We start from the raw sequence: 24,567 nt of genomic DNA, 5'->3' as shown, positions 1-24,567 counted from the left end.
GCTGACTACACCGGCCTCATCGCGGACAAGCCCGCACACAGTGGATCTGCATTCAACGGACCGGTGGGAGCTGGCCTTGCCGGCGATCGAGCGCGAAGCGGTCGCAATTCAGCCACATCTGATGTGCTGACTACACCGGCCTCATCGCGGACAAGCCCGCACACAGTGGATCTGCATTCAACGGACCGGTGGGAGCTGGCCTTGCCGGCGATCGAGCGCGCAGCGGTCGTAATCCAGACGACACCTGAGGTGCTGGCTGCACCGGCCTCATCGCCGGCAAGGCTCCCACAGGTTTTATGCAATGCCTGTGGAAGCGATCAATCGCGAATCTTCAGCAGCCCATCGCAGCCCAGGCAACGCACTTTCTTCAGCTTGCGCACTTCGCTGAAGCCGACCCGGCGTGACAGCGCGGTGCCGACCTCATCCTTGTACAAGTGCATCATCGCTGCGTTGCACAGTGGGCAGCGCACCAGCATCGACAACGGAAAGGTCAGGAAGCCAAGGCCCAGAACCAACAGGATCCAGGTGGTGCCTACGCTTTTCGGCATCCAGTCGAACAGGGTCAGCACCATCAGCGGCGCGCCGATATAGATGATGAAGTCATTGATGTAGATATTCAGAAACGCCACGCGGCGGTAGTCGAGCTGGGGCATTTCAGTTCATCGAGTCATAGGGCAGCAGGGCGGTATCGACCACCATGTCCGCCGGCAGGGTGACAATCGCAGCCACCGGGCAGACGATGGTCACCCAGCAGAAGATCGTTGAATAACCTTCGTAGCCGCTGGCGCCGATGGTGGTCAGTAACTGGACGTTGGCCTGGGTGCCTTTGTAGTAATCGCCGCTGCCGTAGCTGTTGGAGCCGCGCGCGAGAAAAGTGCCGCAACTGGCCAGGAACAGGGTCGAGGCCAGGAGCAAAAAGGTGAAGATTCTGATGATGCCATTCCTTAGCAGATAGAGAGGCGAAACCTGCGCGCATTCTCGCACAACTGCCCTAGGATCCGCGCATCCCGCGTGCACTGAAGTACTCTTCAAGTACCTCGGGCCCGGCGCCAACCTGGGCCAGGGCCACGTAGCTGTCCGGGCGCAGCAGGTACACGCCGTCCCGCTGCAAGCCGGCCGCCTCGTGGGCGTCGCGCCATTCGAACACTTCCAGCGGCATGCCGCGCTCGCTGCACCAGGCCACCAGGCTGCCATTGGCGGCACCATACACCTGGACCTGCCAGCACAGCCGCGCCAGCCCGGCAAAGTTGTCGTGGTTGCCATCGCTGACCCACGGCATGCGCTCGCCGCCGTGCACCTGGCCAGCACTACCGACGCTCAGGGGCATGTCGCGGTAGTTCAGGTTGATTTGCGAAACGGTGCGAAACAGGAACGCCCGCGCAGCTTTGAGCGCCGCCACTCGCGGTAGCAGCACGGGGGCCAGGCGCGTGCGCAGCAGGGCGGCCAGGCGGCCGTCGGCGGTGATGAAATTGAACACCTGGTCGGTGGTCGACACCAGCCGCTGGGCGAAGGCACTGCGCTCGATTTCATAGGTATCGAGCAAGGCGTCTGTGGCGCTGCCTTGCAACACGGCCGCCAGTTTCCAGGCCAGGTTGATGGCATCGCCGATGCCGGTGTTCATGCCCTGGCCGCCGGCCGGGCTGTGCACGTGGGCGGCGTCGCCAAGCAGGAAGGCGCGCTGGTGACCAAACTGCTCGGCGACCCGGTGGTGCACGCGGTAGGTGGAGAACCAGTTGACCTGGGTGATCTCGACCTTCAGGTGCGCCATGGCCCGCTGGCTGACATCTTCGAAACGCAGGTCGCGGGGGTGTTCGGCACGCTCGTCGCGCACCGTGCCGATCAACCGCGCGCGGCCGCTGCCGGCCAGTGGGAATACGGCGAGAAAGTCGGCCTCGTCGAGGTCCACGTGCAACTCGCCATTGAACGCCGGCCCCACGCCATCGACATCGGCGACATAGAACACCTGCTCGTAGGTGCCACCGGGAAAGCCGATGCCCAACACCTTGCGCACCGTCGAGCGGGCGCCGTCGCAACCGGCCAGGTAATCGGCCTCACAAACTTCCTCGACACCGTTGGCATGGCGCAGGCGTGCAGTGACGCCGTCGGCGTCCTGGCTGAAGCCGAGCAGTTCGGTTTGCCGTTCGACGGCAACGCCATAGCCTTGCAGGCGTTCGATTAACAGGTGCTCGTGCTGGTCCTGCGGGTAGATGTGCAGGAACGGGTAGGGGGTAAAAGTGGCGCCAATGCTGTTGAACGGCAGCCGCGCGGCGGTTTCACCCTTGACCCACAAGTTGGCCGCCGGCACCTGGTGACCCTGCTCGAGGATCGCCTCGGTCAGGTCCAGCTGGCGATACAGCTCCAGGGTTCGCGCCTGCACCGCCAGGGCCCGCGAGGTGGTGCCGGGGCCGGTGGTCCTGTCGATGATCCGCACCTTGATGCCCAGCTTGCTCAGCCACAGCGCCAGCACCAGCCCAGTGGGGCCGGCGCCGATAATCAGTACGTCACAGCGGTTCATCGCAGGCGCTCCTCAGCGATGGGCGAACGCCAGGTTCAGGCCCAGGCCGGCAAAAGAGGCAGCAAAACTGCGGCGCAGCCAGTTCTGAACCCGCGGCGATTCAATCACCGCGCGACGGAACAGGTTGGCCAGCAGGCCATACAGCACAAACACCACGAAGGTCATGAGCATGAACACTGCGCTCAGGCTGAGCATCTGCCCGCTCACCGAGCCCGCCTCGGCGCTGATGAACTGCGGCAGGAACGCCAGGAAGAAAATCGTCAGTTTCGGGTTGAGGATGTTCAGCAGGCAGGCCCGCAGGATCAGGCTGCCAGCGCTACCCACCGCGCTGTTGCTGTCGACGGCGAAGGCCGAGCGGTCGCGCCAGGTGGCATAGGCCAGGTACAGCAGGTAGGCGACGCCGGCGAACTTCAGGCCCTGGAAGGCCAGGGCGCTGGTGTGCAGGATCGCCGACAGGCCGAGGATCGAGGCCAGCAGGTGCGGGACGATCCCCGCCGTACAGCCCAGCGCGGTGTAGAGGCTGGCGCGCTTGCCGGCCACCAGGGCGGTGGAGATGGTCAGGATCACGCCGCTGCCGGGAATCAGCACGACGATCAGTGAGGTAATGAGAAAATCCAGGCTCGGCATCGCGACAGGCTCCATCTCGTCAAGGTTGGCTGCAAGCATGTCTACAGACGTCAACCGTTCAGATCAAGTGTAAGAGCACTGGCAGCTTTTGCTAGTCAGTCGTCGGCGCATGGCCTGGTTACTCGGCCTTGCCGCGCACGATGCGCCCGATCTTGATTTCATCGGCATAGGCCTTGAGCTTGTCGGAGTCTTTGTACAGGCGGTTCATCAGGTGCAGCACGGCGACCACGTCGACGCCATCGATGCGCTCGGCCAGCTTGCTGATTTCACCGGCGGTGCGTTCCAGGTTGCCGGCGACGGCTTTAAGGTCGCGCTTGAGTTCGGCGGAAGATTTCTTGATGCCCATGGGGAGTCTCTTGGTGGGGTGGTGCTTGTGAGCGGGCTGCGGTGCAGCCCATCGCCGGCAAGGCCGGCTCCCACAATGCCAAGGTGCACAGTGCACCTGTGGGAGCCGGCCTTGCCGGCGATTGCTGTATCAGCCGGGAAACAAAAACGGGCTGACACCACTGCGCCCATAGCCTTCGCGCTCCACGTCGGCGTCCAGCGCCAGGGAGGCGAGGTCATCGGCCAGCACTTCCTGGTCGCGGTCCTTTTCCGGGTACAACACTTTCAGGTAGCTGTGACAGTCGTTGCAGCTCTCGGCCTTGATTGGCGCATCCTGCCGTTCCAGCGACCAGTAGTCCAGGGCGCCGGTGGCTTCGCAGTTGCTGCATTTTACCCGAACCATGTGCCAGCGGCTTTCGCACAGGCTGCAATGCAGGTACCGCAGGCCGGCCTGGGCACCGGTCATGATCACGCTGGCCACTGGCGCGCTGGCGCACACCGGGCAATGCTGGCGCTGCTCGCCCAGCGAGGCTTTGGCCGAGGCCGGCAAGGCGTTGGCCAACTGGGTGAAGTACAGCGACAGCGCGCTCCAGAGGAACAGCGCCTGGCCGCTGTCGACCTGCTCGTAGCTACCGGCCAGTAAGGCGCTGGCGCGCTCTTCCAGTTGCGCTGGCGAATAGCCGCGCAAGGCGTCGAGGGTGCTGCGCACCGCTGGCGTGGCGTCGTCGTACAGTGCCTCGATCAAGGCGCCGAGCAGCTGCTGCCAGTAAGCGTCGCGCGGGTACTCTGCGCTTGCCAGCGGCGCCCGGCCGGCGTCCAGGCGCGCCGCCAGCCCGGCCGCCAGTGCTTCAGGCAGCGGCAGGGTGGCAAGCAGGTGTTGCTGAGCCTCGGCGATACCGGCACAAAAACCCAGGTAATCGCCCATGGCGTGGCCGTCGGCCAGCTGGCGCAGGCGTGCTGCGCGTTTTGAGTAACGCTCCTTGAGCGACGGCAGCAGCACCGCGACGATCTCGTTGACGCCACCGCTGGGCGTTTGCACCGGGGTCATCTGGATGCTGCTCATTTGTCGCTCCCGGCTTTGCCTTGCTTGCTGTTCAGCTGGCGGTACCAGCGGTCGTGGTGGGTCTTGGCCCAGCTGCGGCTGACGTAGCCGGTGACCATGCCGCGGATCGAACCCTTGACCCAGAACGCCAGGTAGGCATGGCCGATGATCAGCAGAATCAGGCTTATGCCGGCCAGCGCATGCACCAGCAAGCCGATGCGGATGGTCGGGATGCTGAACAGCGGCGCGAAGTACGGCCGCCAGATCACCACGCCGCTGAGCAGCAGCAGGCTGATCAGGCCCATGATTCCCCAGAACAGGATCTTTTGCCCGGCGTTGTACTTGCCGATGTTCAGCGCCGGCTCATGCTTGCCGGCCAGCACCTGCTTGATGTTCTTGAACCACTGCAGGTCTTCGCGTTCCGGCAGGTTGTAGCGCACGAAGCGCACGAACAGAAACATCAGCAGCAAAAACACCACCACGCCGAAGAACGGATGGAGGATGCGCGCCAGCTGCGGGGTGCCGAACACCGCGTTGAGGCCGTTGAGCGAGGGGAAGAACCACGACAGCCCCGACAGCGCCACGGCGAAGAAGCAGATCACCATGAACCAGTGGCTGGCGCGCTCGATGAAGCGCGTACGCAGGATCAGTTTGTCCTTGTTCATGCGTGGGTATCCTCTTCGATCTTCTGGTCCTGTTCATCGACTTCGTTGGGGCCGACGCCGATGTAGTGGAACAGGGTGCCGGCCAGGGTGGCGAAGAACGCCGCCGCGGCCACCGGTTTCATCCAGCCTTTCCAGCCCTGGATGGCGTTACTGATGCGCGGGTCGGTGGGCAGCTTGTGGTACAGCTGCGGCTTGTCGGCATGCTGCAGCACGTAGACCACGTGGGTACCGCCGACGCCTTGCGGGTCGTAAATACCGGCCCCGGCAAAGCCGCGGCCCTGCAGCTCGGTGACCCGTTCGCTGGCCTGGTGCAGCATGTCGTCCTTGCTGCCGAAGTTGATCGCTCCGGTCGGGCAGGTCTTGACGCAGGCCGGCTCCTGGCCGACCGACACGCGGTCGACGCACAGCGTGCACTTGTAGGCCTTGTTGTCTTTCTGGCTGATGCGCGGCACATCGAACGGGCAGCCGGCGATGCAGTAGCCGCAGCCGATGCAGTGCTCGGACTGGAAGTCGACGATGCCGTTGGCGTACTGGATGATCGCCCCCGGTTGCGGGCAGGCTTTCAGGCAGCCGGGGTCGGCGCAGTGCATGCAGCCGTCCTTGCGGATCAGCCACTCGAGCTTGCCGCTTTCGTCTTCGACTTCATCGAAGCGCATCAGCGTCCAGGTTTCGGCCGACAGGTCGGCCGGGTTGTCGTACACGCCAACGTTGTGGCCGACCTCGTCACGCAGGTCGTTCCATTCGTTGCACGCCACCTGGCAGGCCTTGCAGCCGATGCAGATGCTCACATCGATCAGCTTGGCCACTTCGGCCTGGTGATCGCGGGTGTGCGGCGCCGGGGTCAGCACGTTGGTGGCTGAGCGGCGGACGATGTCTTGGGATTGCATGGACATGGTATTCGCCCTCAGACCTTTTCAATGTTCACAAGAAACGCCTTGTACTCCGGCGTGTGGGTGTTCGACTCGCCAATGCCCGGGGTCAAGGTGTTGGCCAGAAAACCCTTGCGCGTGCTGCCCTCGTAACCCCAGTGGCAGGGGATGCCGATGGTGTCGACATCCTGGCCATCGACGGCCAGGCGGCGGATGCGCTTGGTCACCACGGCCTTGGCCTTGATGTAGCCACGCTTGGTGCTGACCTTGACCAGGTCGCCCTGGACGATGCCCTTGTCGGCGGCGAGCTTCTCGCCGATCTCGATGAACTGCTCGGGCTGGACGATGGCGTTCAGCCGCGCGTGCTTGGTCCAGTGGCGGAACAGTTCGGTGATCGAGTAGGTGGTCGCCACGTAGGGGAACTCTTCGCGCTTGCCCATGCGCTGGCGGTCGCTTTCGTACAGCCGCGCGGTTGGGCTGTAGGTCACGTTTGGGTGCAGCGGGTTGCTTGCCAGCGGGCTTTCGGTCGGCTCGTAGTGCTCGGGGAACGGCCCGTCGTTCATGGCGCCGACCGAGAACAGCCGGCCCAGGCCTTCGGGCAGCATGATGAACGGGTTGACCTTGCCACCGGGGGCAGCAGTGACGGCGAAGTCCGGCACGTCGACGCCGCTCCAGCGTACACCGTCCCAGCCGATCAGCTTGCGTTTCGGGTCCCAGGGCTTGCCCTGCGGGTCGGCCGAGGCGCGGTTGTAGAGGATGCGCCGGTTCTGCGGCCAGGCCCAGGCCCAGCCCGGGGTGCAACCCAGGCCGCTGTCGGCGTTGTCGCGGCGGGCCATCTGGTTGCCCTGTTCGGTCCAGGAGCCGGCGAAGATCCAGTTGAAGCACTGGGTCGTGCCGTCGTCGCGCAGCTGCGAGAAGTCGCTGAGCAACTGGCCCTTGCGCAAAATCAGGTTGCCTTGCTCGTCGTGCAGGTCGGCCAGGGCGCGGCCGTTAGACTCCTTGGCCACTTCTTCAGGCTTGGGGTCCAGCGGGTCGGCGTAGTCCCAGGCCATGTTGAGAATCGGTGCCGGGTTGGCGCCGCCTTCTTTTTCGTACAGCTCGCGGATCTTCAGGAACAGGTGGCCGAGGATCTTGCCGTCGTGCCAGGCCTCGCCCGGTGGCGCCGCGCCGGCCCAGTGCCACTGCAACCAGCGCCCGGAGTTGACGATCGAGCCGTCTTCCTCGGCAAAGCATGAGGAGGGCAGGCGAAACACTTCGGTCTGGATCGCCGCGGTGTCGACGTCGTGCTGCTCGCCGTGGTTCTGCCAGAAGCTCGAGGTCTCGGTGGCCAGTGGGTCGATGATCACCAGGAACTTGAGCTTGGCCAGCGCTGCCTGGGCCTTGTTCTTGTCGGGGAAGGCCGCCACCGGGTTGAAGCCCTGGGCGATGTAGCCGTTGACCTTGCCCTCGTACATGCGGTTGCTGAAGTTGAGCACGTCGTAGCTGTCGTCCCACTTGGGCAGCCAGTCGAAGCCCCAGTCGTTGTCCTTGGTGGCCTTGTCGCCCCAGAGGCTTTTCATCAGGCTGACGAAGAATTTCGGCGTGTGCTTGTAGTAGTTGACCTGATCTTCCAGCAGCGCCACCGGCGTCACCTGCTTGAGGTAGGTGGCCAGGTCGGTCTGCTCGTCAGACGGCAGGTTCATGTAGCCGGGCAGGCGCAGCGACAGCAGGCCCAGGTCGGTGTAGCCCTGGATGTTGGAGTGGCCGCGCAGGGCGTTGACGCCACCACCGGCCATGCCGATGTTGCCCAAAAGCAGCTGGATCATGCCCGAGCCGCGAATCATCTGCGCGCCGTTGGTGTGGTGGGTCCAGCCCAGGGCGTAGAGGAAGGTCGCGGTCTTGTCCGGGGCGCTGGTTTCGCCAAGGATCGCGCAGATCTTCAGGAAGTCCTCTTTCGGCGTGCCGCAGACGTTGGTGACCATCTCCGGGGTGTAGCGGCTGACGTGGGCCTTGAGCAGGTTCCACACGCAGCGCGGGTGCTGCAGGGTCAGGTCGCGCTTGGCGTAGCCCTTGCTGTCGAGCTCGTAGGTCCAGGAGCTGCGGTCGTAGCTGCGCTTGTTGGCGTCGTAGCCGCTGAACAGGCCGTCGTCGAAGTGGTAGTCCTCGCGCACGATCAGGCTGGCGTTGGTGTAGTGACGTACGTATTCGTGCTGGATCTTGTCGTGGCTGATCAGGTAGTTGACCACGCCCATCAGGAAGGTCACGTCGGAGCCTGCGCGGATCGGCGAGTAGATGTCGGCCACCGCAGCGCTGCGGTTGAAGCGCGGGTCGACGACGATGACCTTGGCGCCGTTGCGGATCTTCGCCTCGATCACCCACTTGAAGCCTACCGGGTGCGCTTCGGCGGGGTTACCGCCCATGATCAGCACAACGTTGGCGTTCTTGATGTCGACCCAGTTGTTGGTCATGGCGCCACGGCCAAAGGTCGGCGCCAGGGCCGAAACCGTCGGCGCGTGGCAGACCCGCGCCTGGCTGTCGGTGCCGAGAATGCCCAGGGCACGGGTGAAGCGCTGGTCGAGCGAGCCGGTTTCGCTGCTGGCCGCCGACGAGCAGAGCATGCCGGTGCTGAGCCAGCGGTTGACCGTGGTGCCCTTGGCGTTCCTCTCGATGAAGTTGGCGTCGCGGTCGTCCTTCATCAGCCGGGCGATGCGCTCGATGGCGTGGTCCCAGCTGATGCGCTGCCATTTGTCCGAGCCCGGTGCGCGGTATTCGGGGTAAAGCAAGCGCTGTTCGCTGTGCACATAGTCAACCAGGCCGGCGCCCTTGGGGCACAGCGAGCCACGGCTGACCGGGTGATCGGGGTCGCCTTCGATATGGAAGATGCGCGCCTTGGCGTTCTTGGCGCCGTCGCCGAGGCTGTACATGAGAATCCCGCAACCAACCGAGCAATAGGTGCAGTTGTTACGGGTTTCCTTGGCGCGCAGCAGCTTGTACTGGCGCGACTGGGTCGCCTGGGCCACGCCCGGGGCAAAGCCCAGGCTTGCACAGGTGGCGGTGGCGACGCCGGCGGTACACAGCTTGAAAAACTGTCGTCTGCCAAGTCCCATGGGTATCTCCTCATTCTTATCGGCTGCACAAAGCTGCGGGCATAGGCATGCCCGGCAACAAGGCGTCGCAAGCGCAGTTGGCTGGGGTGTCGAAGCACGGTGTGTCGCAGGTCCCTGTCTGGCGCAGGGTTTTAAGCGGACGTATGCGCGCTAGTGTATTCCCGTACGGAATGTGGGACTAATCGACCTTGTTGATAGGTCTATCGATGGGATCTATCAAGGCCTGGGCCATGATCAACTGTTCGCCAGGTAACAGCAGTTGGACAGATACCGGCAATTCGAACAATTGTTTTAACCACTGCAACCGCTCAAACCCAAGGATTTCAAGGGATTTTACGGTTGGCACGGACGCTGCAACAGCTCCCTTCGAGATTGACTATACCAATAGAAACTCGCCTATTTTTTAATCAGGTGGGGAGCAAGACCTTGAATTTCGTGCCTCGGGCAACATCCGTTTTATCCAAATCTTCGACCAAAGTAGTAGGCAAGGACTGGAAGCTGGCCAGCGTCGGTGCCGCCCTGTTGAGCCTGGCGCCGCTGGCCCAGGCCGAAGACGCTGCACAGACTGAAAAACGCCTGGAGACGGTCACCGTCCAGGCTGCCAAAGCTACTCCGGTAGAAGCTGCGCAGGCGCAACTGGACGAGATCCCCGGGGGTACCGGGCTGGTCCAGCAGGCCGAGGTGGAGAAGGGCCGTTCGGCCACCCTCGAAGACACCCTGGCCTATCAGCCGGGGGTGTATGCCCAGGCGGCCGGCGGCAACGATGCGATCAAGATTTCCATCCGTGGCTCGGGCGCCAACACTTCGCCTGGCTATTTTCGCGAAGGCACCAAGTTCCTGTTCGACGGCCTGGCCCTGACCGGCGCCGGAGGCACGCCCTATGAGCTACTCGACACCCAGGGCCTGAGCTACACCGAAGTGCTGCGCGGCGCCAACGCCTTCGAGTACGGCGCCTTGTCGCTGGGCGGGGCGATCAACTTCGTCACCCACTCCGGCCTCACTGCGCCGGGTAACCGCATCAAGGTCGAAGGCGGCAGTTTCGGCTGGCAGAAACAGACCCTCAGCACCGGTGGCGTGGCCGGCAACGCCGACTACTTCATCAGTGTCGACAACTCCAAGCGTGACGGTTACCAGGACTTCACCTTCACCAAGGCCAAGGGCGTGGTGACCAACTTCGGCTACCGCTTCAACCCCAAGCTGGAAACCCGCCTGTACATCCGCTACCGCGAGGAATACCACGAGAACTCCGGGGCCCTGACCCTGGCGCAACTGAAGAAGAACTCCTCGCAAACCAACCCCAGCACCCGCGCCACCCGCGGCGACTCGACCAAGGAAGGTTCGACCTGGGTCGGCAGCAAGACCACCTACACCTTCGATGACGATTCGACCCTGGTGGCCGGGCTGGTCTATCACAACTACCCGCAGATCCTCAGCAAGAAGAGCACGGTCAACCCCAACTACTGGGACTGGCGCGACATCAACTACTCGCTCAAGTACACCCGCAGCGACCAGCTGTTCGGCCTGCCGAGCACCACCACGGTCGGCTGGAGCAGCACCCAGCACATCCGCTCCGGGGTGCGCACCTACAGCGGCGACAAGGACCTCGGCCGGTTGCAGAAGCAGGTCGAGTACGACGGCTCGTTCGACCATGTGTTCTCGCTGGGCAACGACCTTGGCCTGACCGACAACCTGTACCTGTCCACGGGCCTCTCGGCCATCGAGGTCAAGCGCAATGTCGATGTCAACTTCAGCGACCGGCCCAACACCAGCGGCATCCCCAGCCACTACCGCTATCAGGAGTGGAAACTGGCGCCACGGGTCGGCCTGCGTTACTACCTGACTCCGGACGTGCAGGTGTTCGGCAACGTCAGCCGCTCGATCGACCCGCCCAGCTCCTGGTCCAGTTCCGGCTCGGGGGTGACCACCAACTTCGCCAAGACCCTGGTGCCACAAAGCGCCAACACGGTTGAACTGGGGATTCGCGGGCGCTCGGAGATTTTCGACGGCAGCCTGACCCTGTACAAATCCTGGATCAAGGACGAGCTGCTCAACGTCGAAATTCTCCCGGCCACCAACACCTCGGCCGCCGTGGTCTCGACCTCCAACGCCAGCCCGACCATCCACCAGGGCATCGAGGCGGGGCTGACCACCAAACTCTGGCAACGCGATAACGGCGATGTGCTGAGCTGGCGCCAGGCCTACACCCTCAACGACTTCCACTACCGCAACGACCCGCTGTTCAGCAAGAACGAGCTGCCGGGCCTGCCCAAGCACATCTACCAGGGCGAGCTGTTCTACCAGTACGCCAACGGTTTCTACGCCGGGATCAACGTGCGCTCGGCATCCAGTACGGCGGTGGACTACGCCAACAGTTTTTACGCACCGTCCTACACCCTGTGGGGCGCACGCCTGGGCTACGACGCACCGAACAAGACCTGGCAGGTGTACCTGGACCTGAAGAACCTCACCGACAAGGACTACGTCACCGCCCTGGTGCCCAGCTACGACGCCAAGGGCCAGGACACCGCCTCGCTGTACCCGGGTGACGGCTTCGGCGCCTACACCGGGATTGCCTACAACTTCTGAGCCAGGGGCGGGTGCCGTTCGCGCGGCACCTGCAGGAGAACCGCATGAGAGTAATCGCAAGGCTGGGCGCGCCCGCCGTGCTTGGCGCGCTGCTGGCCCTGGGCGCCTGCAAGCCGGTGGAGCAATCGCCGGGGCAGGGCAGCAGCGGCATCGACGGCACGCTGCACAACGGCACCCTGAGCTATGCCGCGCAAGACTATTACGAGGCCGCTCCGGGCAAACCTGGCGGCACCCTGCGGGTGTCGACGGCATCGGACACCACGACGCTGGACGTGCATTCGATTTCCCACGGCAATGTGCAGTGGCTGGGGCGCATTCTGTTCGACTGCCTGCTGTACCAGGACGAGCAGGGCAATATTTCGCCGTGGCTGGCCAAGGCCTGGGAGATCTCCGACGACGGCAAGACCTACACCTTTCACCTGCGCGATGACGTGACCTTCAGCGATGGCGAGAAATTCAACGCCCGCGCGGTGCAGGTCAACCTTGAACACATGCGCGACCCGGCGACCAAATCGCCGCTGGCCGCGGCCTACATCGCCCCGTATGTCGACGGGCGCATCGTCGATGAGTACACCTTCGAAGCCCACCTGCGCGAGCCGTATTCGCCGTTTCTCGATGTGCTGGCGCAGTCGTGGCTGAGCATGATTTCGCCCCGGCAGATCCTCGAAGCGCCGAAGACCATCGCCGAACACCCGATTGGCTCCGGGCCCTTCGTGCTGGAAAGCTATACCCGCGACCAGGGCGCCAACTTCGTCAAGCGCAAAGGCTACAACTGGGCGCCCGCAGTCACCCGCCACCAGGGCGAGGCCTACCTCGATCGCCTGGAGCTGAGCATCGTCCCCGAACCGATGATCCGCTTCAGTACCCTGGAAGCCGGCCAATCGGACTTCACCGTCGATGCCCCGACCCAGAACGCCCGGGCCATTCGCGACAACCCGGACTTGCAGATGCGCAGCCGGATTCGCAAGGCCAACCCGTTTCGCAGCCTGACCTTCAACGTCGAGCGCTTTCCCTTCGACGACGTGCAGGTGCGCCGCGCCGTGGCCAAGGCCATTGACCGCGACGGCCTGGCCTGGATCACCGGTTTTGGCGAGTACCTGGCCAAGGGTGATTTTCTCGCCGCCAACACCCGCTACTACGACCCGGCGTTCAAGGACGTGCTGGCCTATGACGTCGCCGAGGCCAACCGCATTCTCGACCAGGCCGGCTGGAGCGAGCGCGACGCCGAGGGTTACCGGGTCAAGAACGGCCAGCGCCTGGCCGCGCACCTGCTGACCTACGAAACCGCGGCCTACCCGAGCAGCATCGCCGTGGCCATCCAGGCCGACCTGAAGAAGATCGGCCTCAAGATCGACATCGACCTGCTACCCCTGGCCCAGGTCACCCAGCGCCGTTACGCCAGTGACTTCCAGCTGATCGGCGGTGGTTACTGGCACACCAACACCCCCGATGGCCTGTACATCCTCTACCACAGCCAGGCGATCAGCACCGCCAAGCTGATCGGCCAGAACGCCGGGCGCTTTCGCGATGCCGAGCTCGACCGGGTGCTCAGCGCCGCCCGCCAGACCACCGACCCGGTGGCGCTGAGCAACCTTTATCGCATCGCCCAGCAGCGCCTGGCGCAGACCATCCCGGCGGTGCCGGTGTTCGAGAGCCATGTGCTGCTGGCTTACCGCAAGCAGGTCAAGGGGCTGATTTTCGACACCTCGCACAACACCCCGTTTTTCACCAGTGTCTGGCTCGACCCGGAGGGCAAATGACTAGCTTGCAACGATTGGCCTGGCGCCTGCTGGCCGGCATCGGCGTGCTCTGGGGCGCGGCGACCCTGACCTTCCTGGCCATCAACCTCAGTGCCGGCGACCCGGCCCTGGCGATTCTCGGCGGCCCCGATGCCATGCCCAGCGCCGAGCTGATCGCCCAGGTGCGCGCCGAATACGGCCTCGACCAGCCGTTGTGGGTGCAGTACGGCCAGTACCTGGCGCGCCTGGCCCAGGGCGATCTGGGCGAGTCGTACCGATTGCGCATTCCGGTGCTGCAGGTGATCGGCAGCCAGCTGGGCGCCACGGTGCAGCTGTCGCTGGCCGCCGCCTTGCTGTCGATTGTGCTGGCGGTGAGCTGCGCGGTGCTCACCGCCAACCGGCCGCGCTGGGTGCGCTCGCTGGTGTCCGGCACTGAACTGGTGCTGTCGTCGGCGCCGTCGTTCGTGATCGGCATCCTGCTGTTGCTGGTGTTTTCGTTCGGCTGGCACCTGCTGCCGCCGTCCGGCTCCAACAGCTGGCAGGCGCTGATCTTGCCGAGCCTGGCCCTGGCCCTGCCGATCGCTGCGGTGCTGACCCAGGTACTGCGCCAGGAACTGGAAGACATCCTCGAACAGCCCTTTATCGCCATGGCCCGCGCCCGTGGCATGTCCGAGACCGGCGTGCGCCTCAAGCATGCCTTGCGCCATGCCCTGGTGCCGCTGGTGACCTTGTCGGGCTTTGTTTTCGCCAGCCTGCTGGGCGGTGCGGTGATCATCGAAATGCTCTTTGCCCGCCAAGGCATCGGCCGCTTGATGCTCGACGCCGCGCTCACCAAGGACATGCCCTTGCTGCTGGGCATCACCCTTTTGGCGGCGGCGATTTATGTGGTCGTCAACTTTCTCGTCGACCTGATCAACCACTGGGTCGACCCCCGCGGCAAAAGCCTATGAACCCGAATTTCAAGGACCAGCCATGAGTGCCCATGAACTGCCAACAGCCCTGGCTGCGAACCACGCAGGCCAGGACTACGTAAACCTGCAGGCGCGCTTTGCCCCGGTGTTTGCCCGCATTGCCGAAGGTGCGGTCGAGCGCGAGCAGCAGCGTAGCCTGGCCCATGAGCCGGTGGCCTGGCTGCGCGAAGCCGGCTTTGGCGCCCTGCGCGTACCCCAGGCATTGAACGGCGCCCAGGTCAGCCTGCCGGTGCTGTTTCGCCTGCTGATCGACCTGGCCGAAGCCGACTCCAACCTGCCGCAAATCTTTCGTGCCCACTTCGGTTTTGTCGAAGGCCGGCTGTCCAGTGGCGATGCCGCTTCGCAACAGCACTGGCTGGCCAAGGTGGCGGCGGGGCAGTTGTGGGGCGCGGCCATGGCCGAACGCACCGACACCACCGGCAACTCGGTGCTGCTCACCGCCGCCGACCCGCAGGCCCCCGAGGCCGGCTGGTTGTTGCACGGCGAGAAGTACTACTGCACTGGCGCCATCTATGCCGACTGGGTGGCGGCGGTGGCCATGCTCGATGAGGATTTTGTCAGCGTGGTGGTGCCGACCACGGCGCCAGGGGTCAGCCTGGAAGATGACTGGGACGGTTTCGGCCAGCGCCTGAGCGGCAGCGGCACGACGCGTTTTGCCAATGTCGCGGTGCCGCCGCAGCAGGTCTTGCGCCGCTTCAAGCCCGGTGAGCTGCGCGCCGAATCTTACTTGTCAGCCTTTTACCAGCTGTACCACCTGGCGACGCTGGCCGGTATCGCCCGCGCCGTGCAGCGTGATGCCGTGGCCTTCGTCCAGGGCCGCACCCGCGCCTTTGGCGTGCCGGGCCAGTCCAGCCCCAAGGACGACCCGCTGGTGCAGCGGGTGATCGGCCGCCTGTCGAGCCTGGCCTATGCCAGCCAGGCCCTGGTGCTGGATGTCGCCCAGGTGCTGCAGCGCGTGCATGAAGCCGAGCTCGACGGTTCGATTGGCGAGGCGCATTACGTCGAGGCCGACATTCGCACCTACCAGGCCCAGCAGATTGTCCTTGAGCAGGTGCTCGAAGCCACCACCTTGCTGTTTGAAGTCGGCGGCGCCTCGGCCACCAGCCAGGCCCGGCGCCTCGACCGGCACTGGCGCAACGCCCGCACCCTGGCCTCGCACAACCCGGCGATCTACCGCGAGCGGGCGCTGGGTAACTACTACCTCAACGGCATCAGCCCCGGCGCCGCCTGGCGCCAGTTGCACGCCCAGGACAACGCCGCCCGCGACGAAGCCAGCGCGGTCTGATCCCACTCAAGGAGTTGCCATGAGTCAGCCTGAAAAACACATGAGCATCGGCATGAACATCCTCGGTTTCGGCGCCCATTCCGGTGCCTGGCGCCAGGCCGAGGTGCCGGCCAATGCCTATCTCGATCACCAGTACTACAGCAACATCGCGCGCATCGCTGAACGCGGCAAGCTCGATGCAATCTTCCTCGCTGACGGCCCGGCGCTGATCGGCGATGTTGGCCAGCACCCGGCCGGGCGCCTGGAGCCCACCGTGCTGCTCACCGCCGTGGCCCTGGCCACCCGCCATATCGGCGTGATCGCCACCGCCTCGAGCACCTACAACGACCCGTATAACCTGGCCCGGCGCTTCAGCTCGCTGGACCATATCAGCGGCGGCCGCGCGGCCTGGAACGTGGTCACCAATGCCGGTGATGCCGCCGCGCAGAACTTCGGCCTGGCCGGTGCGCCGCGGCACGTCGACCGTTATGCCAGGGCCGATGAGTTCATCGATGTCACCCTCAAACTGTGGGACAGCTGGGAAGATGACGCGGTGATCGGCGATGCCCGCCGTGGGCGTTTTGCCGACCCGGCCAAGGTGCATGCCATCGACTTTGTCGGCGAGCATTTCTCTGTCAAGGGCCCGCTCAACCTGCCGCGCTCGCCCCAGGGCCGGCCGGTGCTGGTGCAGGCCGGGTCTTCCGAAGGCGGCAAGGCCCTCGGCTCGCGCTATGCCGATGCGATCTTCACCACCCAGACCACCCTGGTCGACGGTCAGGCCTTCTACCAGGAAATGAAACAGCGCGCCCGCCAGTGGGGGCGCAACCCCGAGCACCTGAAAATCATGCCGGGGCTGTCGACGGTAATCGGCAGCAGCGAGGCCGAGGCCCAGGCGCGCTTCGATGAGCTCAACGCCTGGTACGGCGAAGAAGGGCTGATCAACCAGGTGGCGGCGCGGGTGGGCCTGGCGGTCAGCGAGCTGCAGCTGGACGCGCCGCTGCCTTGGGAGCGGATCGGCCCGGTGGCGGACTTCGAGCGCGGCTCCCACGGTTTTCTCGAAGCCCAGTTGAACCTGGCGCGGCGCGAGAACCTGACCATCCGCGAACTGTCGCGGCGCATCCTGGTCGGCCACCGGCTGATCGTCGGCACCCCCGAACAGGTCGCCGACACGCTTGAGCACTGGTTCCGTGCCGGCGCTGCCGATGGCTTCAACATCATGCCGGACATGTTCCCTTCCGGCGTCGAGGTGTTCGTCGACCAGGTCGTGCCGCTGCTGCAAAAACGCGGGGTGTTCCGCCAGGAGTACCAGGGCAGCACCTTGCGCGAGCACCTGGGCCTGCCGTACCCGGCCAGCCAGTACCAGCGCGCCGCCGAAGCGGTTTGAGCCTTTTAAATTACGATACGGAGCGAGCATGATCAAACGTAGATTGGGCCACAGCGACATCCAGGTCAGCGTGCTGGGGCTGGGCAGCATGACCTGGGGCCACCAGAACAGCGAAAGCGATGCCCACCGCCAGCTCGATGCGGCGCTGGCCGCTGGCATCAACCTGATCGACACCGCCGAGATGTACCCAACGCCGACCCACGGCGAAACCTGGGGCAGTACCGAGCGCTTCATCGGCAGCTGGCTGGCGAACAGCGGGCGGCGCGCCGAGGTGGTGCTGGCCAGCAAGATCATCGGCCCGGCACGCCAGCCGGGGGCCGGCGCGCATATCCGCGAGGGCCGCACGCGTCACGACCGGGCCAATATCGTTGCCGCCCTGGACGGCAGCCTCAAGCGCCTGCAAACCGATTACCTGGACCTCTACCAACTGCACTGGCCGGACCGCACCACCAATATTTTCGGCCAGCGCGAATACCCCTATGTCGAGGATGACCGCGAAACCGTGAGCATCGCCGAGACCTTGCAGGTGCTGGCCGATCAGGTTGCCGCCGGCAAGATCCGCCATATCGGCGTGTCCAACGAAACCCCGTGGGGCGTGGCCGAGTTTTTGCGCCAGGCGCGTGAGCAGAACCTGCCGCGCATCGTCAGCATCCAGAACCCCTATAGCCTGCTCAACCGCCTGTACGAGGGCGGCCTGTCGGAGTTCAGCCAGCGCGACAACATTGGCTTGCTGGCCTATTCGCCGCTGGCCTTCGGCGCCCTGACCGGCAAGTACCTCAACGGTGCCTTGCCGCAGGGCTCGCGGCTGTCGTCGGTGTACCGCACCTTCAACCGTTACGACAGCCCCGGCGCCCATCAGGCCATCGGCGCTTATGTGGCGCTGGCGCAGGAGCTTTCGATCAGCCCGGCGCAACTGGCCCTGGCCTATGTGATCAACAAGCCGTTTGTCAGCAGTGCGCTGACCGGGCAGACCAGCCTGGCGCAACTGGCCGACAACCTCGGCGCATTGGAGGTGAAGCTAGGCAGCGAAGCCCTGGCGCGCATCGAACAGATCCACCGGCAGATCCCCAACCCTGCTCCCTAACGTTCAGTTCATGGAGGTGCCCGATGGCGCCGATCAATTCAACGGCGGCGGTGCTGCCGGTCAGCGGCCTGATCCCGGCCCAGGGGCACTTTGCCAGGCGCCGGCCATTGGCGGTGCGCCCGGGGCTGGTGCTGGCGGCGCTGTTCGTCGCATTTTTGCTGCTGGCGGCGCTGCAGCCAGGCTGGCTGGTGGCCGCCGACCCGCTTGACGCCAGCGCCCGCCAGGCGTTTCAGCCACCGAGCAGCCTGCACTGGCTGGGTACTGACGAGAACGGCCGCGACATCCTCGCGCGGCTGGTCTACGCGGTGCGCCCGTCACTGGTGCTGGGCCTGAGTGCCACCGCCCTGGGATTGCTGCTGGGCACCGTGCTGGGGCTGCTGGCCGGCCTCGGTCCACGCCTGGTTGACGGTGCGGTGATGCGCCTGGTCGATGTGCTGCTGGCCTTTCCCGACCTGCTGCTGGCGCTGGTGATCATCACCTTTTTTGGCCAGGGCGCGCTCAACACCATCATCGCCGTGGGCATTGCCAGCGTGCCGCGCTATGCGCGCCTGGTGCGGGCGCAAACCCTGGTGGTGCGCAATGCCGGCTACGTCGAAGCGGCCACCACCCTGGGCCTGCCACGGCGCCAGGTGATCTGGCGGCACGTGCTGCCCAATGCGATCAAACCGATCCTGATTCTCGCCACCATCGGCATCGGCAGCACCATCGTCGCCGGCGCCGCCCTGAGCTTTCTTGGCTTTGGCGCGCCACCGCCGGAGCCGGAATGGGGCGGCATGCTCGCCATCGGCCGCAACTACCTGGCCAACGCCTGGTGGCTGGTGGCCTGGCCGGCCCTGGCCATCACCCTCACCGTGGTTTCGATCACCGCCATCGGCCGCGAGCTGCTGCGCCGCAACGAAGGTAAACGCCTATGAACGCTGTTCTTCAACACCCCACGCCGCTGATCGAGGTCAGCGATTTGCAGGTGCGTTTTGGCCAGGGCGTGCCGGTGCTCAAGGGCATCAGCTTCACCGTGCAGCAGGGCGAATGCCTGGCGCTGGTGGGCGAGTCCGGCTCGGGCAAGAGCGTCACCTCGCGCACCCTCGCCGGGCTCACGGGGGCCCATGCCCAACTGCAAGCCAGTCGCCTGGCCTTTGCCGGGCAGGACCTGCGCCAGTTCGACGAGCGCGCCTGGCGGCGGGTGCGCGGTGCGCAAATCGGCTTTGTCATGCAGGACGCCCTGGGCTCGCTCGACCCCCTGCGCCCGGTCGGCAAGGAGATTGCCGAGCCGCTGCAACTGCACCGCGAGCTGAACCGCGAACAGCGCCAGGCGCGGGTGCTGGAGCTGCTGCGTGCAGTCGGTGTGCCGGAACCTGAACTGCGCGCCCGCCAGTACCCCTGGCAGCTCTCCGGTGGCTTGCGCCAACGGGCGCTGATCGCCTCGGCAATTGCCTGCAGCCCAAGGCTGTTGATTGCCGACGAACCGACCACGGCGCTCGATGCCACGGTGCAGGCCCAGGTCTTGAGCCTGCTCGAGTCCCTGCGTGGCGACAGCACGGCGATGCTGATCGTCAGCCATGACCTGGCGGTGGTCTCGCGCCTGGCCAACCGCGTGGCGGTGATGCACAACGGCGTGATCGTCGAGCAGGGCAGTGTCGAGGCGGTGCTGCAAGACCCGCAGCACCCCTACACCCAGTACCTGCTCAAGGCCGGCGCCGCCGTGCATTTTCGCCGGCCGCAGGCAGCAAAACTTGCGGCCGTGGCGCCGCCGGTGGTGGAAACCAGCGCACCGCTGTTGCAGGTGCAGCAACTGAGCAAGGCCTTCAAGGGCCCGGACGGCGCCATGCGCACCGTGGTCGACAAGGTTTCGCTGCAGCTGCACAAGGGCCGCACCTTAGGGATTGTCGGCGAGTCGGGCTCGGGCAAGACCACCCTGACCAGGATGATCCTCGGCCTGGAAACCCCCGACAGCGGTGCAATCCAGATCAAGGGCCGGCCCTGGCTGCAACTCGATGACCAGGAGCAACGCACGCTGCGCCGCAGCATCCAGGTGGTGTTCCAGGACCCGCTGAGCTCCTTCGACCCGCGCTACACCGTGCAGCGGGTGTTGTTCGAGGCGCTGCAAGTGGCCGGTCACCTGCGCGGGCAATGGCGCCCGCAGGCCGTCGAGTTGCTCAAGCTGGTACGCCTTGACGAAAGCCTGCTGGAGCGGCGCCCGATCGAGCTGTCGGGCGGCCAGCGGCAACGCATCGCCATCGCCCGCGCCCTGGCCGCGCAGCCGCAGATCCTGGTGTGCGACGAGCCGGTGTCGGCGCTGGATGTGTCGGTGCAGGCGCAGATCCTCGAGCTGCTCGACGACCTCAAGCAGCGCCTGGGCCTGGCTTGCCTGTTCATCTCCCACGACCTGGGGGTGATCAACCACGTCAGCGACCAGGTGCTGGTGATGAAAGACGGCGTGGCGGTGGAAAGCGGCGCCGTGCGCGATGTTTTCGACCGCCCGCAACACCCCTATACCCGCGCCTTGCTCGATGCCATTCCACACCTGGAAAGCGGCCGTAAGGTCAGTTTTGAATTTCTCCGCCTGGCGATCTGATCGCCTGATCTGCACAAGGAAAGTCCATGCCTGGTTTATCCGCAGTACCGCATTTTGATCGTCGCAACCTCGACGACCTCAAAGGCAACACCGAAAACCTGCTACCGCTGATTGGCGCCGGCGCCGCGCAACGTGAACGCGAGCGCCAGCTGCCCTATGACGCGGTACGCCAGATTGCCCAGGCCGGGCTCTATACCTGCCGCATTCCCGAGCAATATGGCGGCCCGGGCGGCAGTGTCAGCGATGTGATCGGCCTGCTGCTGCGCATCGCCTCGGTGGACTCCAACGTTGCCCAGGCGCTGCGCCCAGGCTTCGGTTTTGTCGAGGGCTTGTTGTCTTCCACTGCCGACGGCGCCGAAGCTGAGCGCCAGCGCTGGTTCGCCCGCTACCTGCAAGGCGCGGTGCTGGGCAATGCCGGCTGGGAAGTGGGCGGCGCCAATGGCGCGATCAGTGCGCGCATCGTGCGTGACGGCGAGCATTACCGTGCCAGCGGCAGCAAGTACTACAGCACCGGCTCCCTGTACGCCGACTGGGTCAGTGCCGTGGCCCTGGATGAAAACGATCAGCCGGTGTCGTTCGTGCTGCCGCGCGAGCGCCAGGGCCTGGAGCTGCTCGACGATTTCGACGCCATGGGCCAGCGCCTGACCGCCAGCGGCACCACGCGCCTGAACGATGTCGTGGTGTACGCCGACGAGATCCGCACGCGCACCGTGGAGGAGGGCAAGCGCACCATCGTCACGCCGTTCTTGCAGTTGTTCCTGGCCACGGTGCAGGCCGGTATCGCCCGTAACGCGCTGGACGATGCCAGCCGCTTTGCCCGCGAGCACGCGCGGCCGATCAAGCACAGCAGCGCCACGCGTTCGGTGGATGACCCTTACGTGCAGCTCAGCGTCGGCGAGATCGCCGCCCGTGCCTTTACCGCCGAAGCCGTGGTGTTGCGCGCGGCAGCGTCGATCGACCGCGCCTGGGCCAGCGGGCTTGACTCGCAACAGGTTGACCAGGCTGCCATCGACGTCGCCCAGGCCCAGTACATTGCCGCCGAGTCCGCGCTCAAGGCTGGCGAGTTGCTGTTCGACGTCGGCGGCGCCTCGACCACCGGCCGCAGCCACAACCTCGACCGCCACTGGCGCAACGCGCGCACGGTCGCCAACCACAACCCGCGGCACTGGAAGGCCGCAGCGGTGGGCGCCTGGCAACTGACCGGCACGCCGCCACCGACTTCGGGCTTGTTCTGAGGTGGGCAGCTTGCAGGCGCCACTGTTGACCCACAGTACCGGGCAGTCACGGCGGGTACCGATGATCATCGGCTGTGCGTTACTGATGGAGCTGATCGATTCCACCGTGGTCATGACCGCCTTGCCGCAGATGGCCAGCGAGTTCGGCGCGCCGAGCGTGCGCATGAACCTGGTGGTGTCGCTGTACATGCTCGCCGCCGCGTTGGCAGTGCCGGTCAGCGGCTGGGCGGCGGACCGCTACGGGCCACGGCGGGTGTTCGTCCTGGCGATTGTGCTGTTCACCCTGTCGTCGCTGGCTTGCGCCCTGGCGGTGTCGTTGCTGCAACTGTGCCTGGCGCGCCTGTGCCAGGGCGCGGCGGGGGCGATGATGGTGCCGGTGGGCTTGATGATCCTGCTGCGCTGGTCGCCGCGCGAGCAACTGCTGCGCAACATGTCCTACCTGACCATCCCGCCACTGGTGGGGCCGATGCTCGGGCCGCCGCTGGGCGGTCTGCTGGTGACGCTGCTGTCGTGGCAGTGGATTTTTCTGGTCAACCTGCCCATCGGCGTACTCGGGGTGTACCTGGTGCTGCGCCATATTCCCGATTACCCCGGCGACAGCCAGCAACGCCTGGACCTGCGCGGCTTGTTGCTGGCCAGCGTGGCCCTGGCGTCACTGGTGTTCGGCTTCGAGGCGTTGGGCCATGGCTTGCTGGCGCGGCGCTGGGTGTTGCTGTTGCTGCTGCTCGGGCTGCTGGCGGCGCTGCTATACGTGCGCCATGCCCGCCGCTGCGCCCAGCCGCTGCTGGACTTTTCGCCCTTGCGTGTGCGCAGTTTTGCCTTGAGCTTCTGGGGCGGCAACCTGTTCCGCCTGGGGACGGCGGCGCAGCCGTTTTTGATGGTGTTGCTGTTTCAGCTGTGCTTTGGCTTGAGCCCCTTGCATGCCGGTTTGCTGACCTTTACCGGTGGCGTGGGTGCCTTTGTGGTCAAGCTGCTGGCGGTGCGCATCGTGCGCCGCTTCGGCTTTCGCCGCACCTTGAGTATCAATGCGTTGTTCACCGGTTTGAGCCTGGGCGCCTGCGCCAGCTTCAACCTCGACACGCCGTACTGGCTGGTGGTGGTGATCCTGTTCGTCAGCGGGCTGATCCGCTCGTTGCAGTTCAGCGCCATGGGCGGCCTGACCTACGCCGATGTGCCCGCACACCTGCACAGCCGCGCCAGCAGCCTGTCGGCGGCGACTGTGCAGTTGACCATGAGCTTGTCGGTGGGGGTGGCTGCTTCACTGCTCAGTGCGTTGATGAGTGTGAAAGGCGAGCAGCAGGTGGCGGTGGCGGATATCGCCCTGGTGATTGGCGTCGGGGCGCTGCTGTGCATGGCCTCGGCGCTGGTGTTTCGCACGCTGGCGGCGGATGCGGGGAGTGAGATTTATCGCTGATTGCGAGCGCTGCGCGCTCGATCGCCGGCAAGGCCGGCTCCCACAGGTTTGGTGTACACAGAGCCTGCCAGCGATAAGGCCATTAGATCGACAAGTTCAGCACCCGCTCGCCCTGGGTACTGCCCCCAGGCTGCCGGCGATTCACCGCCAGTTCACCCATCTTGATCAGCCGTGTGCGGGTGACGTTGCGGCTCAGGCCGAGCAAGTTGGCGGTGTGCACCTGGTTGTAATGGCTAAAGCGGTAGGCTGCGCGCAACAGTGCGTCCTCGACCTTTTCGTGCAAGGCGCCGCCAGGCTGTTCGAAGAGTTTCTGGAAAGCCCGCGCCAGCAAGCCTTCCGCCGAATCATCGGTGCCGGGGCTGTCGTCGGCGCGTTCGATGCGCATGTTCGACAGGCGCAGGTCCTCCTGGCGGATCACGCCATCGCGGCAGATCAGCAAGGTGTGGTGGATGACGTTTTCCAGCTCGCGGATGTTGCCCGGCCAACCATAGCTGCGCAGCTTGGCTTCGGCCTCGCTGCTGAGGCTGACCTGGCCATAGCCCAGGCGCTGGCTGTAGGCCTGGATGAAGTGACGGGTCAGCGGCAGGATGTCGCCCGGGCGCTCGCGCAGCGGCACCAGCTCCAGGCTGACGACGTCGAGGCGGTAGTACAGGTCTTCGCGAAAATGCCCGGCGTTGATGGCTTTTTCCAGTTGCACGTTGGTCGCCGCCAGCACCCGCACATCGATGGGGATGCTCTTGCGCGAGCCCAGGCGCACCACTTCGCGCTCCTGCAACACGCGCAAAAGCTTGACCTGGATCGGCATCGGCAGGTCGCCGATCTCGTCGAGGAACAGCGTGCCGCCGTTGGCTTCTTCGAACCAGCCGGCCTTGGCACTGAGGGCGCCGGTGAACGCGCCTTTTTCATGGCCAAACAGCTCGGCCTCGACCAGCGATTCGGAAAACGCCCCGCAGTTGACTGCCACGAACGGCTTGTCACGGCGGCCGCTCAAGTTGTGGATGTGCCGGGCCACCAGCTCTTTGCCGGTGCCGGTCTCGCCAATGATCAGCACGCTGGCTTCACTCGGCGCGACCCGCTGCAGGTGCGCCAGCAAGGCCCGCGACTTGGGGTCTTCGAACACCTGCGCGGTGGCGCGGATCGAGGTGGCCAGGGCCGGGGAGGGTGGAAGGGTCAACAATTGCATGGCGGTC

The 24,567-nt window shown here is 65.2% G+C and carries 20 protein-coding genes; 10 read left to right on the top strand and 10 right to left on the bottom strand.

The window, feature by feature from the left end; genetic code table 11:
- Positions 1–317: 317 nt before the first annotated feature.
- The 9 genes from ABIE20_RS24140 to fdnG all read right to left on the bottom strand — a co-directional run bounded on the left by ABIE20_RS24140 (position 318) and on the right by fdnG (position 9,128).
- The gene (locus ABIE20_RS24140; RefSeq protein ID WP_429507831.1) at positions 318–653 is read right to left on the bottom strand and encodes a hypothetical protein; all 336 of its coding nucleotides are present in this window, start codon (positions 651–653) and stop codon (positions 318–320) included.
- Position 654: 1 nt separating this feature from the next.
- Entirely contained in the window at positions 655–915 is a 261-nt protein-coding gene (locus tag ABIE20_RS24135) for a YceK/YidQ family lipoprotein (RefSeq protein WP_306764570.1), read from the bottom strand.
- Positions 916–991: 76 nt separating this feature from the next.
- Positions 992–2,515: an FAD-dependent oxidoreductase gene (locus ABIE20_RS24130; protein ID WP_429507830.1), complete on the bottom strand. Its 1,524-nt coding sequence runs from the start codon at positions 2,513–2,515 to the stop codon at positions 992–994.
- A gap of 12 nt (positions 2,516–2,527) precedes the next feature.
- A complete protein-coding gene (locus ABIE20_RS24125; RefSeq protein WP_429507839.1) occupies positions 2,528–3,142 on the bottom strand; it encodes a LysE family translocator in 615 nt (204 codons plus the stop codon).
- Between the two features lie 118 nt (positions 3,143–3,260).
- Complete coding sequence (locus ABIE20_RS24120) at positions 3,261–3,488, bottom strand: hypothetical protein (protein ID WP_429507829.1); 228 nt, start codon at positions 3,486–3,488, stop codon at positions 3,261–3,263.
- A gap of 129 nt (positions 3,489–3,617) precedes the next feature.
- The gene (gene fdhE, locus ABIE20_RS24115; protein ID WP_429507828.1) at positions 3,618–4,529 is read right to left on the bottom strand and encodes a formate dehydrogenase accessory protein FdhE; all 912 of its coding nucleotides are present in this window, start codon (positions 4,527–4,529) and stop codon (positions 3,618–3,620) included.
- On the bottom strand, positions 4,526–5,173 hold the full coding sequence (locus ABIE20_RS24110; protein ID WP_429507826.1) for a formate dehydrogenase subunit gamma: 648 nt from the start codon (positions 5,171–5,173) through the stop codon (positions 4,526–4,528). The genes fdhE and ABIE20_RS24110 overlap by 4 nt, the downstream gene beginning before the upstream one ends.
- Positions 5,170–6,060 carry a formate dehydrogenase subunit beta gene (gene fdxH, locus ABIE20_RS24105; RefSeq protein ID WP_429507838.1) on the bottom strand — a complete coding sequence of 297 codons (891 nt, stop codon included), beginning with the start codon at positions 6,058–6,060 and terminating at the stop codon, positions 5,170–5,172. The genes ABIE20_RS24110 and fdxH overlap by 4 nt, the downstream gene beginning before the upstream one ends.
- A 17-nt stretch (positions 6,061–6,077) precedes the next feature.
- The gene (fdnG, locus tag ABIE20_RS24100; RefSeq protein WP_429507825.1) at positions 6,078–9,128 is read right to left on the bottom strand and encodes a formate dehydrogenase-N subunit alpha; all 3,051 of its coding nucleotides are present in this window, start codon (positions 9,126–9,128) and stop codon (positions 6,078–6,080) included.
- 498 nt (positions 9,129–9,626) lie between these two features.
- Between fdnG and ABIE20_RS24095 the strand changes: the two genes are divergently transcribed.
- The 10 genes from ABIE20_RS24095 (at position 9,627) to ABIE20_RS24050 (ending at position 23,377) form a co-directional block, all read left to right on the top strand.
- The gene (locus ABIE20_RS24095; protein WP_429507837.1) at positions 9,627–11,714 is read left to right on the top strand and encodes a TonB-dependent receptor family protein; all 2,088 of its coding nucleotides are present in this window, start codon (positions 9,627–9,629) and stop codon (positions 11,712–11,714) included.
- 44 nt (positions 11,715–11,758) lie between these two features.
- The gene (locus ABIE20_RS24090) at positions 11,759–13,474 is read left to right on the top strand and encodes an ABC transporter substrate-binding protein (protein ID WP_429507824.1); all 1,716 of its coding nucleotides are present in this window, start codon (positions 11,759–11,761) and stop codon (positions 13,472–13,474) included.
- Complete coding sequence (locus ABIE20_RS24085) at positions 13,471–14,403, top strand: ABC transporter permease (RefSeq protein ID WP_429507822.1); 933 nt, start codon at positions 13,471–13,473, stop codon at positions 14,401–14,403. Before ABIE20_RS24090 ends, ABIE20_RS24085 begins: the two co-directional genes overlap by 4 nt.
- A gap of 22 nt (positions 14,404–14,425) precedes the next feature.
- A complete protein-coding gene (locus ABIE20_RS24080) occupies positions 14,426–15,709 on the top strand; it encodes an acyl-CoA dehydrogenase family protein (RefSeq protein WP_429507820.1) in 1,284 nt (427 codons plus the stop codon).
- A gap of 19 nt (positions 15,710–15,728) precedes the next feature.
- Positions 15,729–17,072, top strand: a complete 1,344-nt coding sequence (locus ABIE20_RS24075) for an LLM class flavin-dependent oxidoreductase (RefSeq protein WP_429507819.1) — start codon at positions 15,729–15,731, stop codon at positions 17,070–17,072.
- A 28-nt stretch (positions 17,073–17,100) separates the two neighbouring features.
- Positions 17,101–18,156, top strand: coding sequence for an NADP(H)-dependent aldo-keto reductase (locus ABIE20_RS24070; RefSeq protein WP_429507817.1), 1,056 nt, complete (start codon positions 17,101–17,103; stop codon positions 18,154–18,156).
- Between the two features lie 23 nt (positions 18,157–18,179).
- Positions 18,180–19,070 (top strand): ABC transporter permease, encoded by an 891-nt coding sequence (locus ABIE20_RS24065; protein ID WP_429507816.1) that lies wholly within the window; start codon positions 18,180–18,182, stop codon positions 19,068–19,070.
- On the top strand, positions 19,067–20,728 hold the full coding sequence (locus ABIE20_RS24060; protein WP_429507815.1) for a dipeptide ABC transporter ATP-binding protein: 1,662 nt from the start codon (positions 19,067–19,069) through the stop codon (positions 20,726–20,728). Before ABIE20_RS24065 ends, ABIE20_RS24060 begins: the two co-directional genes overlap by 4 nt.
- Positions 20,729–20,754: 26 nt before the next feature.
- On the top strand, positions 20,755–21,963 hold the full coding sequence (locus tag ABIE20_RS24055; protein ID WP_429507814.1) for an acyl-CoA dehydrogenase family protein: 1,209 nt from the start codon (positions 20,755–20,757) through the stop codon (positions 21,961–21,963).
- A gap of 61 nt (positions 21,964–22,024) precedes the next feature.
- A complete protein-coding gene (locus tag ABIE20_RS24050; protein WP_429507836.1) occupies positions 22,025–23,377 on the top strand; it encodes an MFS transporter in 1,353 nt (450 codons plus the stop codon).
- 82 nt (positions 23,378–23,459) lie between these two features.
- On the opposite strand, the gene ABIE20_RS24045 is transcribed toward ABIE20_RS24050, so the two are convergent.
- Positions 23,460–24,560, bottom strand: a complete 1,101-nt coding sequence (locus ABIE20_RS24045; RefSeq protein ID WP_429507813.1) for a sigma-54 interaction domain-containing protein — start codon at positions 24,558–24,560, stop codon at positions 23,460–23,462.
- Between the last annotated feature and the right edge of the window lie 7 nt (positions 24,561–24,567).

The organism is Pseudomonas sp. 2835 (genome assembly GCF_050435905.1).
Classification (GTDB): domain Bacteria; phylum Pseudomonadota; class Gammaproteobacteria; order Pseudomonadales; family Pseudomonadaceae; genus Aquipseudomonas.
The sequence above is the reverse complement of the archived record's forward strand: the minus strand, read 5'-3'. Positions and strand labels throughout refer to the sequence as shown.

What these genes read in the sequence shown, in the direction of transcription:
- ABIE20_RS24140 (WP_429507831.1), bottom strand. Translation starts at nt 653, where the DNA reads ATGCCCCAGCTCGACTACCGCCGCGTGGCGTTTCTGAATATCTACATC.
- ABIE20_RS24130 (WP_429507830.1), bottom strand. Translation starts at nt 2,515, where the DNA reads ATGAACCGCTGTGACGTACTGATTATCGGCGCCGGCCCCACTGGGCTG.
- ABIE20_RS24125 (WP_429507839.1), bottom strand. Translation starts at nt 3,142, where the DNA reads ATGCCGAGCCTGGATTTTCTCATTACCTCACTGATCGTCGTGCTGATT.
- ABIE20_RS24120 (WP_429507829.1), bottom strand. Translation starts at nt 3,488, where the DNA reads ATGGGCATCAAGAAATCTTCCGCCGAACTCAAGCGCGACCTTAAAGCC.
- fdhE (WP_429507828.1), bottom strand. Translation starts at nt 4,529, where the DNA reads ATGAGCAGCATCCAGATGACCCCGGTGCAAACGCCCAGCGGTGGCGTC.
- ABIE20_RS24110 (WP_429507826.1), bottom strand. Translation starts at nt 5,173, where the DNA reads ATGAACAAGGACAAACTGATCCTGCGTACGCGCTTCATCGAGCGCGCC.
- fdxH (WP_429507838.1), bottom strand. Translation starts at nt 6,060, where the DNA reads ATGCAATCCCAAGACATCGTCCGCCGCTCAGCCACCAACGTGCTGACC.
- fdnG (WP_429507825.1), bottom strand. Translation starts at nt 9,128, where the DNA reads ATGGGACTTGGCAGACGACAGTTTTTCAAGCTGTGTACCGCCGGCGTC.
- ABIE20_RS24090 (WP_429507824.1), top strand. Translation starts at nt 11,759, where the DNA reads ATGAGAGTAATCGCAAGGCTGGGCGCGCCCGCCGTGCTTGGCGCGCTG.
- ABIE20_RS24085 (WP_429507822.1), top strand. Translation starts at nt 13,471, where the DNA reads ATGACTAGCTTGCAACGATTGGCCTGGCGCCTGCTGGCCGGCATCGGC.
- ABIE20_RS24080 (WP_429507820.1), top strand. Translation starts at nt 14,426, where the DNA reads ATGAGTGCCCATGAACTGCCAACAGCCCTGGCTGCGAACCACGCAGGC.
- ABIE20_RS24075 (WP_429507819.1), top strand. Translation starts at nt 15,729, where the DNA reads ATGAGTCAGCCTGAAAAACACATGAGCATCGGCATGAACATCCTCGGT.
- ABIE20_RS24070 (WP_429507817.1), top strand. Translation starts at nt 17,101, where the DNA reads ATGATCAAACGTAGATTGGGCCACAGCGACATCCAGGTCAGCGTGCTG.
- ABIE20_RS24065 (WP_429507816.1), top strand. Translation starts at nt 18,180, where the DNA reads ATGGCGCCGATCAATTCAACGGCGGCGGTGCTGCCGGTCAGCGGCCTG.
- ABIE20_RS24060 (WP_429507815.1), top strand. Translation starts at nt 19,067, where the DNA reads ATGAACGCTGTTCTTCAACACCCCACGCCGCTGATCGAGGTCAGCGAT.
- ABIE20_RS24055 (WP_429507814.1), top strand. Translation starts at nt 20,755, where the DNA reads ATGCCTGGTTTATCCGCAGTACCGCATTTTGATCGTCGCAACCTCGAC.
- ABIE20_RS24050 (WP_429507836.1), top strand. Translation starts at nt 22,025, where the DNA reads ATGATCATCGGCTGTGCGTTACTGATGGAGCTGATCGATTCCACCGTG.
- ABIE20_RS24045 (WP_429507813.1), bottom strand. Translation starts at nt 24,560, where the DNA reads ATGCAATTGTTGACCCTTCCACCCTCCCCGGCCCTGGCCACCTCGATC.